General features: G+C 60.1%; 11 protein-coding genes. 6 read left to right on the top strand and 5 right to left on the bottom strand.

Features of this window, described 5'->3' with window-relative positions:
* The first annotated feature begins 214 nt into the window (after nt 1-214).
* Nucleotides 215-1420: a GGDEF domain-containing protein gene (locus IB248_RS20280; RefSeq protein WP_113470091.1), complete on the top strand. Its 1206-nt coding sequence runs from the start codon at nt 215-217 to the stop codon at nt 1418-1420.
* Nucleotides 1421-1463: 43 nt separating this feature from the next.
* Complete coding sequence (locus tag IB248_RS20275) at nt 1464-2708, top strand: cytochrome P450 (RefSeq protein ID WP_113470090.1); 1245 nt, start codon at nt 1464-1466, stop codon at nt 2706-2708.
* Nucleotides 2709-2783: 75 nt separating this feature from the next.
* Here the strand turns inward: IB248_RS20275 and IB248_RS20270 are convergent, their stop codons facing one another.
* Complete coding sequence (locus IB248_RS20270) at nt 2784-4118, bottom strand: dicarboxylate/amino acid:cation symporter (RefSeq protein ID WP_026371773.1); 1335 nt, start codon at nt 4116-4118, stop codon at nt 2784-2786.
* 239 nt (nt 4119-4357) lie between these two features.
* Here IB248_RS20270 and IB248_RS20265 point away from each other — a divergent pair, with 239 nt between their 5' ends.
* Nucleotides 4358-6220, top strand: a complete 1863-nt coding sequence (locus tag IB248_RS20265; protein ID WP_018857073.1) for a sensor histidine kinase — start codon at nt 4358-4360, stop codon at nt 6218-6220.
* Nucleotides 6217-7578 carry a sigma-54 dependent transcriptional regulator gene (locus tag IB248_RS20260; protein ID WP_113470088.1) on the top strand — a complete coding sequence of 454 codons (1362 nt, stop codon included), beginning with the start codon at nt 6217-6219 and terminating at the stop codon, nt 7576-7578. The genes IB248_RS20265 and IB248_RS20260 overlap by 4 nt, the downstream gene beginning before the upstream one ends.
* A 54-nt stretch (nt 7579-7632) precedes the next feature.
* Here IB248_RS20260 and IB248_RS20255 read toward each other — a convergent pair whose 3' ends face one another.
* The 3 genes from IB248_RS20255 to IB248_RS20245 all read right to left on the bottom strand — a co-directional run bounded on the left by IB248_RS20255 (nt 7633) and on the right by IB248_RS20245 (nt 9804).
* Nucleotides 7633-7977 carry a cupin domain-containing protein gene (locus tag IB248_RS20255; protein ID WP_113470087.1) on the bottom strand — a complete coding sequence of 115 codons (345 nt, stop codon included), beginning with the start codon at nt 7975-7977 and terminating at the stop codon, nt 7633-7635.
* A 4-nt stretch (nt 7978-7981) separates the two neighbouring features.
* Nucleotides 7982-9265, bottom strand: a complete 1284-nt coding sequence (locus IB248_RS20250) for an O-acetylhomoserine aminocarboxypropyltransferase (protein WP_018857076.1) — start codon at nt 9263-9265, stop codon at nt 7982-7984.
* A 110-nt stretch (nt 9266-9375) separates the two neighbouring features.
* The gene (locus tag IB248_RS20245; RefSeq protein WP_113470086.1) at nt 9376-9804 is read right to left on the bottom strand and encodes a CoA-binding protein; all 429 of its coding nucleotides are present in this window, start codon (nt 9802-9804) and stop codon (nt 9376-9378) included.
* A 104-nt stretch (nt 9805-9908) separates the two neighbouring features.
* Between IB248_RS20245 and IB248_RS20240 the strand changes: the two genes are divergently transcribed.
* Nucleotides 9909-10238: a hypothetical protein gene (locus IB248_RS20240; protein WP_113470085.1), complete on the top strand. Its 330-nt coding sequence runs from the start codon at nt 9909-9911 to the stop codon at nt 10236-10238.
* Between the two features lie 410 nt (nt 10239-10648).
* Nucleotides 10649-11485, top strand: coding sequence for an EamA family transporter (locus tag IB248_RS20235; protein ID WP_192241573.1), 837 nt, complete (start codon nt 10649-10651; stop codon nt 11483-11485).
* Here IB248_RS20235 and IB248_RS20230 read toward each other — a convergent pair whose 3' ends face one another.
* Nucleotides 11486-12319 carry an enoyl-CoA hydratase gene (locus IB248_RS20230; RefSeq protein ID WP_018857080.1) on the bottom strand — a complete coding sequence of 278 codons (834 nt, stop codon included), beginning with the start codon at nt 12317-12319 and terminating at the stop codon, nt 11486-11488. It lies immediately after the preceding gene.
* Between the last annotated feature and the right edge of the window lie 14 nt (nt 12320-12333).

Here is a 12333-nt window from a genome sequence, read left to right as displayed (position 1 = left end):
TTTGTCGGCATCAGGATAAACGAATTCTGAATCCGCCCGCAACTGCCCTTCATTCACAGAAAGGAAAGCCTAAAGACAACTCCGCACAAAAATGCAGTGGCGCGCAAGCACAATTAATGAAGTTGCCAGTTTTTTCCGAAAGGATACGCGCAATACAAGGGGTACTGCCGTGTTCAATGTTACGACTGGATTAGCCATTTGGTGCTCCGAAGCCATGACGCTCGCGCTGGTAGCGTTCATGGCCTGGCGCCACAATGTGCGAAACAAGGCCTATTTCTATTGGGGAACGGGCTTTCTCCTTAGCGGCGTGGGTTTCGCAATGGCGGCCCTGCGCGGGCAGATACCCGCCATCCTTTCCATCGAGATCGCCAACACGATCGCACTATCTGGGCAGAGCGCGTGGGTTGCCGGGTACCTCGCGCTTGATCGTCGCAAGCTCGAATGGTGGGCATTGCTGCCACCGCTCGTCTGGCTGGGCGGCGTCTTCCTGCCGTGGGTCAACGACGACTACACCAATCGCGTCATTCTCTACAATCTAGCCTCAGCCACCGGCGCGACGGCACTCGCGATGGCAGTCTGCATGGCAGGCAAGCGCAACGAGGGCTCGAGAGGCAAACTCGGCGCCATCTTCGTGGTCCAGGGCGTCCTGTGCTTCGGTACTGCGCTGGCAATGGCAATCCTCGGCCCCACTGATGCGGAAGCTGTCAACTTCGCGGGCAGCGCCGCGATGGCAACGGGCTTCCTGCTCATCCTGGCGTGCGCTCTCACCTGCCTCGTCATCATGGAGCGCTCGGAGAAGCATCTTCGCATGCTCAGCCTCACCGATTCTCTGACTGGCGTCTTGAACCGACGCGGCCTCTTCGGACGCTTCGATGCCATCCGGGAACGTGCATTCAACAGTAACCGTCAGGTCGCCGTGTTGCTTTTCGACCTCGACCACTTCAAGCGCGTCAACGACCGGTTCGGCCATCAGGCCGGCGACGTCGTGCTGACAGTGTTTGCCCGATTGGCCAATCAATTCGTGCCGGATGGAGCTTTCGGCCGCATGGGGGGCGAGGAGTTTGCAGCCTTCACGACCGTCGCCGACCAGACAGAAGCTGAAGCGCTGGCAGAGACGATCCGGGCGGAGTTTTGCCGTGTGCCCGTGAGCACCGGCGACGCGATCGTCCCGGCAACATTCAGCACCGGCGTTGCCCTTGCCTCAGCCATCGAGGCAAACATGGACAAGCTCGTATCGGCAGCCGATCGGGCGCTCTATGCCGCAAAGGCAGCCGGCCGCAACTGCACCGTCATCTTCGGTGAAGCCGAAGCCGCGGCACCACTGCCTCCGCAGCCGGATCAAACAAGTGGCGAACTGGTTCCAACACTCGACGACCAAATCCACGCGCTCCGCCGCGTTGGATCGCTGTCGAGAGGCTGACCCTATCTTTTCGAGGCTTGGCAAATCCGCTAAGCCTCGAAGCATGATGATCCCACCATTTCTTTCCATCGATCCCGCCACACGCCACGTCTCGCTGGACGCAAGCAATCCTGCCTTTTACAGCGATCCGAACAGCGTCTACGCGGCTCTGCACGCGCATTGCCCCACATTCTATTGGGAGCAGCAGAAGCAGTGGTTCTTCACAGGCTATGACCATGTGAACGGCCTGCTGCGCGATCGCCGCTTCGGCCGCCAGATCCTGCACATCGCAAGCCGTGAAGAACTCGGCCTTCCCGAACCGGAACAGCACGTGGCGAATTTCGATCTCGCGGAACGATACTCGCTGCTTGAACTGGAGCCGCCTGAGCACACGCGTCTGCGAACGCTCGTCAACCGCGCCTTCGTGTCTCGTCACGTTGAGAAGATGAAGTCGGAAATCGCCGAGCTTGCCAACAAGCTCATCGACGGCTTCGGGAAAAACAACGAAGTCGAGCTGCTTTCGGCGTTTGCCGACATCATTCCGGTGACGATGATTGCCCGCATGATCGGCATTCCGGAGGAAATGGGACCGCAACTCCTGGAGTGGTCGCATGCCTACATCCGCATGTATCTCTTCGGCCGAACCCGCGAGGACGAGGATGGCGCCGAACGGGCCGCGAAGGCGTTCTCGGACTATGTAAAGACGGTCATTGCCGAGCGTCGCGCCAACCCGCGGGACGACCTTCTGACGCACATGATCCACACCGAACACAAGGGCCAGTATCTCACAGAGGACGAGCTCGTTTCGACGACGATCGTATTGCTCAATGCCGGTCACGAGGCGACGGTGCACCAGATCGGCAACTCGGTGCGCATCATTCTGGACAGCGGACGCGATCCGGCCGACCTTTTTAAGGACGAAGCCACCACCGAGCGAACCGTCGAAGAGTCCCTGCGTATTTGCGCACCGGTCCACATCTTCCAGCGCTGGGCGCTGGAGCCCGTCGAGATCGACGGCATTTCGTTCAAGCGCGGCGACAAGGTGAGCCTCATTCTGGCGGCAGCCAATCTCGACCCGACAAGATTCAGTGATCCGCTGACGTTCAAGCCTGACCGCAATGAGGCCGCCAACGTGTCCTTTGGCGCGGGTATCCACTTCTGCATCGGGGCGCCGTTGGCTCGGCTCGAACTGAACGTCGTCCTGCCAATTCTCTTCGAGAGACTACCTGGGCTCAGGCTTGCCCGTACACCTGTTGTGAAGGACGTCTATCACTTCCACGGATTGGATCGGCTGGATCTCGCCTGGTAGGCACCAATGGAAAGGGTCCGCGTTCCGGAGAACGCGGACCTCTCTGTCATGCTTCCAACACCTTACGGTTTGGCGTTATTCCGCGGCCTGCAGAGCCGGCACACCGTCGACCGGTTCCGGAGGCAACCTGCCGGCCATGGCCGCAGCAAACCTCGTCTGATCAAGTTCATTTTCCCAGCGGGCGACGACGACCGTCGCGACCGCGTTGCCGACAAAGTTGGTCAGCGCGCGGCATTCCGACATGAAGCGGTCGATACCGAGGATTAGCGCCATACCTGCCACTGGAACCGAGGGCACTACCGAGAGCGTTGCGGCAAGCGTAATGAAGCCGGCACCGGTGATGCCGGCAGCGCCCTTGGAGCTCAGCATCGCGACCAGCAGAAGCAGGATCTGGTCTGCCAGCGTCAGCGGGGTATCCGTCGCCTGAGCGATGAAGAGGGCTGCGAGCGTCATATAGATGTTCGTGCCGTCGAGGTTGAAGGAATAGCCGGTCGGAATGACGAGACCGACGACAGAGCGCTTGCAGCCTGCCTGTTCCATCTTGGCCATGAGGCCCGGAAGCGCGGCTTCCGAAGAAGACGTACCGAGCACCAGCAGCAGCTCCTCCTTGATGTAACGGATCAGCGCAAGGATCGAAAACCCGTTGTAGCGGGCAACCGCACCGAGAACGACCAGAACGAAGAGCAGCGATGTCAGATAGAAGGTACCGATCAGCATTGCCAGGTTTGCAATGGAGCCGATGCCGTATTTGCCGATGGTGAACGCCATGGCGCCGAAAGCGCCGATCGGAGCTGCCTTCATCAGGACCGCCACCAGCTTGAAGACCGGCACCGTCAGTGACTGCAGGAAGTCAGCGACCGGCCGACCGCGATCGCCGACCATGGCAAGCGCGATACCGAACAGGACGGAGAAGAACAGCACCTGAAGAATGTCGCCGTCGGCAAAAGCACCAACGATCGTGTTCGGGATAATGTTCATCAGGAAGCCCGTGACGGTCGAGTCATGAGCCTTTTCCGCGTAGCTTGCGACGGCCTTGGTATCCAGCGTCGCCGGATCGATATGCATGCCGGCGCCCGGCTGTATCACGTTGGCCACCAGCAGGCCGACAGCCAATGCCAGCGTCGAAAAGACGAGGAAGTACAGCATCGCCTTGCCGGCAACGCGTCCAACCTTCTGCAGGTCCGACATGCCGGCGATGCCGGTTGCAACGGTCAAGAAGATGACGGGGGCGATGATCATTTTGACGAGCTTGATGAAAGCGTCGCCGAGCGGCTTCAGAGCCGTGCCGATATCGGGATAGAAATGACCGAGCAGGATGCCAGCACAGATGGCGGCAAGAACCTGCACGTAGAGAAGCCGATAGAAGGGAACCTTGCCGCGCGGCTGCGCGACTGGAAGTGCTGCACCCATGATGTCCTCCATGTGCCCCAAAACCAACGGTGGCCTCCCGGGGCGATTGCGTTACCAATTCAACAGCCACGCGGCTGTTTGCGGAGGTTTTGCAACATGCGTGCCAAGTTGCGACGCCGCTATTAAGATATTGATTTCGCAACAGTCTATTGTTCGTCCGCGCCGTAAAGCAAAAGAGATGAGCGCATTTTCGCACAAATTGATTTGACGTGAGTGCGGAATTACGCACAGAGTGAACAATGCTTCAATCCTCTTCGAGATCGGATTTCGGTTCCTTCCACCGTGCCAGCCGGCGGGTACGGCGAACGTGGATCCTCTTTGCTTCGGTTTCGGCAGCGCTGATCCTTGCCACGCTGTTCGGCGCGACCGTCTATGGGCGTCGCGCCGCCATCGATACGATTGTGAGCCAGAGCCGGACCGATGCGAGCCTGAAGGTGGCGCTGCTCAACGCCGTTCTGGAGAGGCCACGCGCCCTGCCCCTGCTTCTTGCCGAGGACCAGCAGGTTCTCGATGGCCTCTCGTCCAAAAGCAGCGATGCAATCGACATCTTGAACCGGAAGCTGGAGCGACTTGTCACGGGAACGCAGGCCGCGGTGCTCTACGTCATTGGTCCCAACGGTATCGCTGTCTCCTCGAGCAACTGGCGGGAGCCCATCAGCTTCGTCGGCAACGACTACGCCTTCCGCGATTACTTCCGAAAGGCGATGGATGAAGGAACCGCCGAGCATTTTGCCCTAGGCAGTGTCAGCAAGCGCCCTGGCCTCTACATTTCGCGCCGCGTCGGCAGTGCGGCGGCGCCCCTTGGCGTCGTGGTCGTCAAGCTCGAGTTCGACCAGCTTGAGAGCGATTGGCGCGATACGCATCGTCCTGTTTATGTCACCGACAATCGCGGCGTTGTTCTGATCACCAGTATCCCCTCCTGGCGTTTTATGATCAACGGTCCGGTGCCTGAGGCTGAGCTTGCCGCCATCCGCAACAGCCAACAGTTCGGCGATGCGCCGTTGGCGAAATTGCCTATCATGCGGCCCCGGCCAATCGATGCCGAGGCCTCGCTTGTTTCCGCCGTTCTTCCCGGCAGTGGCGAAGGCGAATATTTGCGCCTAGCAACGCCAGTTCCCACCACCCCATGGCATCTCGAGTATCTGGTACCGACCGATGCCCCGGTCGCCGCGTCCGTTCGAGAAATGCGCCTACTGTCGCTTGCCGTCCTTCTGCCCATTCTCGCCATCGCAGCGTTTCTCCTATGGAGGCGCCAGGCGGCCGCGACCAAGATCGCGGAAGAACAAGCCATGCGCGAGGAGCTGGAGCGAAGGGTCGTCGAGCGAACCGACGATCTCAGCAGGGCGCGCGACCGTCTGCAGGCCGAAATCTCCGATCACAGGGAAACCGAAGCAAGGCTGCAGGTCGTGCAGCAGGAACTGGTGCAGGCGAACCGGCTCGCGATCCTCGGCCAGGTGGCGGCGGGCGTGGCCCACGAGATCAACCAGCCGGTCGCGACCATACGCGCCTATGCAGACAACGCCCGCGTCTTTCTGGAACGCCGGCAGACGAATCAGGTGGACGAAAACCTGGAGGCGATTGCCGGCCTCACCGAACGGATCGGAGCGATTACCGACGAGTTGAAGGCATTTGCGCGCAAGGGCCGCGTGGCGCCGGAGCCCGTGGAATTGCTGAGTGTTATTGATGGAGCGGTTGTTCTGCTGAAAAGCCGCTTTGCCGGACAACTGGAAGCACTCGATATTCGGCCGCCTCCAGCGAGGCTATGCGTACTCGGCAACCGGATCCGGCTTGAACAGATCCTGATCAACCTGTTCCAGAATGCTTTGGAGGCCCTTGACGGGCGAGCCGACGCGAAGGTCGACGTCTCGGTGACAGAGACAGGCGACGAAGTTGCAATCAAGGTCGCCGACAACGGCCCGGGGATTTCGCCTGACATCCTGAAGTCGCTCTTCACGCCGTTCAATACGTCCAAGGAAAGAGGTTTGGGTCTCGGCCTCGTCATTTCCAAGGACATCGTGGCCGACTATGGCGGCCGCATCGACGTGACGAGCGATGCGAACGGAACCTGCTTTACGGTGCACCTGCGGAAGGCCATGGCATGACCGATGTAACGCCGATTTTTCTCATCGATGACGACAAGGACCTGCTGCGGGCAACGAAGCAGACGCTTGAGCTCGCCGGCTTTTCCGTTTCGGCTTTTTCCGACGCGGGGGAAGCACTGGCGGCATTGAGCCCGGAATTCGCAGGCGTCGTAGTTTCCGATATCCGGATGCCTGGGATCGATGGCCTGCAGCTCTTCGGTCGCGTGCGACAACGGGACGAGGATCTGCCGGTCATCCTGGTCACAGGACATGGCGATATTCCGATGGCGGTGAAAGCCATGCAGGACGGAGTCTATGATTTCATCACCAAGCCGTTTGCGACAGACCGGCTCATCCAGAGCGTGCGGCGCGCCGCCGAAAAGCGTCGTCTCGTGATGGAAAACAGGTCTCTGCGCAAGGCGACCGAAGAGGCACGCGACGACCTTCCGCTGATCGGCCAGACGCCGGCGATGGAGCGGCTGCGCCACACCCTGCGACAGATTGCCGACACCGATGTCGACGTTCTCCTGATGGGAGAAACCGGCAGCGGCAAGGAGGTCGTGGCAAGCCTGCTCCACCGCTGGAGTCGACGCGCATCCGGCAATTTCGTCGCACTCAACTGCGGTGCGCTGCCGGAAAGCGTGGTTGAAAGCGAGCTGTTCGGTCATGAGCCCGGCGCCTTCACCGGCGCGCAGAAAAAGCGCATCGGTCGCATCGAGCATGCGAGCGGCGGAACGCTTTTTCTCGACGAGATCGAGAGCATGCCGCCGGCAACCCAGGTGCAGATGCTGCGTGTGCTCGAGATGCGCGAGGTTACGCCGCTTGGCACCAACGAGGTCCGACCGGTCGACCTGCGTGTTGTCGCCGCCTCCAAGATCGATCTCAGTGATCCCCGCCAGCGTGGCGACTTTCGTGAGGATCTTTATTATCGGCTCAATGTCGTGACGATCTCGATCCCGCCACTCAAGGAGCGAAGGGATGACGTTCCGCTGCTTTTCGGCTACTTCGCCGAGCGCGCCGCGAGCCGCTTCAAGCGAGACGTGCCCACGATCCCCTCGTCGATCCATCGCCACCTGCGGGAATACGACTGGCCGGGCAACGTGCGCGAACTGTCACATTTTGCCGAACGGTTCGTGCTCGGCGTCGGGCAGGTCTCGGATCGTGCTCCGGCAGCAGAACCGGAGACGGATGGAGCCTTGTCGCTTCCGGACCGGCTCGAACGCTACGAGGCCCACATCATTCGCGAAGCTCTGAACGCCAATGACGGCGACGTCCGCCGCACGATCGCGGACCTCGGCATTCCCAGGAAGACATTCTACGACAAGCTCCAGCGCCACGGCATCGTCCGCAGCGATTTCGCCTCTTCCGACAGAAGCTAGCCCCTGTGACCGCCGTGCCGATCGGTGACCAGACCTTCGCCTTCCGCCACGCAGTCAAAGGCGGACGACATAATCCTTGCGAGTCGTTTCAACCACTTCCCAGGTTCCCCTAAAGCCGGGCCTGAGGATCATCCGATCGCCTGCGCGAAGATGCACAGCGTCACCACCGTCCTCCGTGACAACAGAGTGGCCCGAAAGCACGTTGAAATATTCCCACTCGTCATAGGCGATCCGCCACTTGCCGGGCGTCGCCTCCCATATGCCGGAATAGAGGCCGCCATCGGCCTCCTCCAAGTTCCAGGTTTTGAACTGCGGGTCGCCGGCCAGTATGCGGTCGGCATCCGGGGCGCCGAACTCCGGTTCGACGCCGTTGATGTCAAAAGTCAGGTAGTTTGCCATTGCCTCAAATCTTCGCCAGCGATTGCTCGAGATCGGCGATGATATCCTTCACGTCCTCGATGCCAACCGAAAGGCGAACGACGTCGGGCCCGGCGCCGGCGGCGATCCTTTGCTCGTCCGTCAATTGCCGGTGCGTGGTCGATGCCGGATGGATCACGAGCGAGCGTGTGTCGCCAATGTTGGCGAGATGCGAGAACAGTTCCAACCCCTCGACCAGCGTCTTGCCGGCCTCGTAGCCGCCCTTGACACCAAAGGTGAAGACGGAGCCGGCGCCCTTCGGCGAATAGCGCTGCTGCAGCGTGTGGTTCGGGTCGTCCTCGAGGCCGGCATAATTCACCCAGGCGACCTTGCTGTGCGCCTTCAACCACCTTGCGACGGCTATCGCGTTATCGCTGTGGCGCTGCATGCGCAGCGGCAACGTCTCGATGCCGGTCAGGATCAGGAATGCATTGAAGGGAGAAATGGCCGGACCGAGATCGCGCAGGCCAAGCACGCGGCAGGCGATGGCAAATGCGAAATTGCCGAATGTCGAATGCAGGACCACGCCGTTATATTCCGGCCGCGGGCTAGACAGCATCGGATAGTTGCCGGACTTCGACCAATCGAAGGTCCCGCCATCGACGATCATGCCGCCCATGGAGTTGCCGTGACCGCCCAGGAACTTCGTCAGTGAATGCACGACGATATCGGCACCGTGTTCGATCGGCCGGATGAGATAGGGGCTCGCCATGGTGTTGTCGACAATCAGAGGCAGGCCATGCTTGTGCGCCACTGCCGCGATCGCAGCGATGTCGACGAAGGTACCGCCGGGGTTTGCGAGGCTCTCGATGAAGATTGCCCGCGTCTTGCCATCGATCTGGCTTTCGAAGCTCGCGGGATCCGCGGAATCTGCCCAGCGAACCTGCCAGCCGTAATTATCGAAGGCATGACCGAACTGGTTGATAGAGCCTCCGTACAGGCGCTTCGCGGCCACGAAATTCTCGCCGGGGCGCATCAGCGTGTGAAAGACAATCACTTGGGCCGCATGGCCGGACGCAACGGCAAGCGCCGCGGTGCCACCTTCGAGTGCCGCGACGCGCTCTTCGAGCACGGCCTGGGTCGGGTTCATGATCCGGGTGTAGATGTTGCCGAACTGCTGCAGACCGAAGAGGGCCGCCGCGTGATCCGAATCGTTAAAGACAAAAGCCGTCGTCTGGTAGATCGGTGTCGCGCGTGCGCCGGTCGTGGGGTCGGGCTGTGCCCCCGCATGAACTGCCAACGTATTGAAACCCGGACCGCTCTTGGCCATGAAATCCTCCCATTCAGCTTGATCGAATGGCGGCGAGCATAGCGAACAACCGCGAAAAGTTAATCGCGTTCTTTTTCAACCCAGGCACGTTATTTGGAAAATCCAACCACTCAGCCGATGAGGCGGGGATACTCAATTGCCGGGCAGCGATCCATGGCGACCTTGATGCCGGCAGCCTCGGCTCTTGCCGCTGCCGCATCGTCACGTACACCAAGCTGAGACCATATCACCTTCGGCCGCGGGCTCATTGCCAATGCCTCGTCGACAACACCCGACAGAAATTCCGAAGCCCGGAAGACCTCGACCATATCGACCAATACCGGGACATCGGCAAGCCGAGCGTAGACCGTCTGGCCATGGATCTGCTTACCTGCCTGACCGGGATTCACGGGGATAACGTTGTACCCCCGAGACAGCAGATAGCCCATCACGCCATTGCTCGGTCGCGCGGGGTTCGGTGACGCGCCCGTCAGGGCAATCGTCTTCACGGAACGCAGAATACCGAGGATGTAGTCATCCTCATACCTATCGTGATTCAAGGACTTCGCCTCCAATAACAATCGCGTTTACTTCGGGGTTGGTTGAAACCAGGCTGATCGTTTCAGCGTATATAGGAATTAGGACGCAGCAGGAGGATTTTCCCATGAAAAAATTGGTTGTCGCGATCGCCTTCGTCATGGCCGCCTCCCCGGCACTGGCCATTTCGAGATACAATGCGCTCAACATGAGCTGCCAGGCAGCGCGCGCGGCGATCCATAACGAGGGCGCCGTGATCCTTCGGTATCCGTCGAAACGAGTGAGCGGCATGACATTGTTCGACCGCTACATTCGCAACAGCAACTATTGCGACCCCAATCAATATGCTGAATGGACGACCATTCCTACGAAGGACAATCCGAGGTGTCGCGTGCTGAACTGCCAGAATATAGACAACTTAGACGGGATGTTTATCATTCCCGATTATTCGCTGTAAAAGCTTGTTTCTGCTGTCCCAAATCGCGACGCTTTAGCCTCGCGGGCTCAAGCGCGCGTCACAAAATTTCGGCTAAGCGATGGATTCCGTGATGGCTTTTGTCACAGTTTTGTGAGAATCTGCGGTGGCAAATCCGTAGCCTCCGTCACCGTTCTATGTATATCCTGTATATGTTCACATATGTTCTTGCATATGTTAGCAACGCCTCATGGTTGAACAGGCGACCATCGAGCAAATACCTCTGGTGTACGTTCCTCTTTTATCGATTTGAGGGCCAGCATCCTCAGGTTGCTTGACGGGCGACCGGGAGCCAGTGTGGTCCGTCCTGTCATCGAACGGGATTGATTTTTACCAAGAGCGGCGTAACAACAATTCCACAATCGCTGTTTTCACACCGCCCGGTGGTCTTTTTGCCAATCCACGTCATTTTGCTCGTTCTATTTGGTGCCCTGTTGCACGCGACATGGAACGCCATGATCAAGGCGGGCACGGACAAATCGCTCGATGCCAGCCTCATTTCGGCAGGCGGTGCCGTGTGCGCTCTTCCCTTCCTGATGTTCCTGCCATTGCCGAACTCGGCCGCATGGCCATTCATCGGCGCTTCCGCTGTTCTCCAGTTCGCGTATTTTCAGCTCGTCGCAGGCGCATATCGCGCAGGCGACATCGGCCTTGTCTATCCGCTGATGCGCGGGTGCGCTCCGCTGCTGATTGCGGCCACCAGCGGTTTCATCCTGAACGAGACACTGTCGACCGGCTCGCTCCTCGGCACGATGACGATCTGCGCCGGTATCCTGACGCTGGCCTTCGAGGCGCGAAAAGGCAGCGGCCACGCGATCAGGCTGGCCCTCGCCAATGCCTGCGTGATTGCGACCTACACCTATGTCGACGGTGTCGGCGCCCGCGTCTCGGGCAATGCTGTCTCCTATACGCTATGGATGTCGCTGCTGCCGCCGGTATTGCTATTCACCTGGGCGATCTCCAAGCGCGGCGCCGTCGCAGTCGCCATGCATGTCCGCTACAACTGGTGGCGCGGCCTGATCGGTGGCGGCGGATCGATCGCGTCCTACGGCCTCGCCCTTTGGGCGATGACCAAGGCCCCGGTGGCAACTGTTGCGGCGCTGCGCGAGACGTCGATCCTCTTCGCCCTGCTGATCTCAGTCATCGTTTTGAAGGAAAAGGCCAGTCCCTGGCGCTATCTCGCCGGCGCAATCATCGCCGCAGGCGGGCTGATCCTGAAACTCGGCTAGCTATTCGCCGGTCCACTGCGGCATGCGCTTGGACAGGAAGGCCCCAATCCCCTCCTCGGCATCGGCGGTCAGCATATTGTCGACCATGACCTGAGCAGCATAGCCGTAGGCTTCCTCGACGGGCATTTCGAGCTGGCGGTAGAATGCCTCCTTGCCGATCTTCAGCGTCAACGGCGATTTGCTTGCAATGACGGACGCGTATTTGGTGACGACCTGCGTCAGATATTGCTTCGGCACGATGCGGTTCACCAGGCCGAAATCCTTCGCGGTCGAGGCGTCGATCGTCTCACCGGTGAGCAACATCTCCATCGCCTGCTTGCGATGCGCCGCGCGGGACACGGCCACCATGGGGGTCGAGCAGAACAGGCCGATATTGACGCCGGGCGTACAGAAGGTTGCCGTATCGGTGCAGATCGCAAGATCGCAGGAGGCGACAAGCTGGCAACCGGCAGCCGTTGCGAGGCCGTCGATCTCGGCGATGACAGGCTTTGGCAGGCGGGTGATTTCGAGCATGAGATCAGCGGCCAGCGCAAAGGTTTCTTCGAAGAATGCCTCGCCGCCGTCCTCATCGGCCCGATGCGCGGTCAATTCCTTGAGGTCGTGGCCGGCAGAGAAGACATTGCCGGTCGATGCGATGATGACCACGCGAACGGCAGCGTCCTCGGCGGCGCTCTGGAGCTCACCGATCAGGGTCTCCATGACGGCGATCGAGAGCGCATTTGCAGGCGGATTGCTGAGCGTCAGCCGCAGGATGCCATCGCTCAATTGCGGGATGACGAGCGCGCCCTCGCCCGCTTTGCTCGGGTCCTTCCGAAAGGATACGACTTCGGCCATGGTCTAACTCCCTG

The organism is Rhizobium sp. RHZ01, assembly GCF_014851595.1.
GTDB lineage: Bacteria > Pseudomonadota > Alphaproteobacteria > Rhizobiales > Rhizobiaceae > Rhizobium > Rhizobium altiplani.
This window is presented reverse-complemented; position numbering and strand designations above follow the sequence as displayed.

Excerpts from the sequence above, each read along its gene's own strand:
- IB248_RS20255 (WP_113470087.1), bottom strand. The coding sequence starts at position 7,977 with ATGGCAAACTACCTGACTTTTGACATCAACGGCGTCGAACCGGAGTTC.
- IB248_RS20260 (WP_113470088.1), top strand. The coding sequence starts at position 6,217 with ATGACCGATGTAACGCCGATTTTTCTCATCGATGACGACAAGGACCTG.
- IB248_RS20280 (WP_113470091.1), top strand. The coding sequence starts at position 215 with ATGACGCTCGCGCTGGTAGCGTTCATGGCCTGGCGCCACAATGTGCGA.
- IB248_RS20265 (WP_018857073.1), top strand. The coding sequence starts at position 4,358 with ATGCTTCAATCCTCTTCGAGATCGGATTTCGGTTCCTTCCACCGTGCC.
- IB248_RS20270 (WP_026371773.1), bottom strand. The coding sequence starts at position 4,118 with ATGGGTGCAGCACTTCCAGTCGCGCAGCCGCGCGGCAAGGTTCCCTTC.
- IB248_RS20250 (WP_018857076.1), bottom strand. The coding sequence starts at position 9,265 with ATGGCCAAGAGCGGTCCGGGTTTCAATACGTTGGCAGTTCATGCGGGG.
- IB248_RS20230 (WP_018857080.1), bottom strand. The coding sequence starts at position 12,319 with ATGGCCGAAGTCGTATCCTTTCGGAAGGACCCGAGCAAAGCGGGCGAG.
- IB248_RS20240 (WP_113470085.1), top strand. The coding sequence starts at position 9,909 with ATGAAAAAATTGGTTGTCGCGATCGCCTTCGTCATGGCCGCCTCCCCG.
- IB248_RS20275 (WP_113470090.1), top strand. The coding sequence starts at position 1,464 with ATGATGATCCCACCATTTCTTTCCATCGATCCCGCCACACGCCACGTC.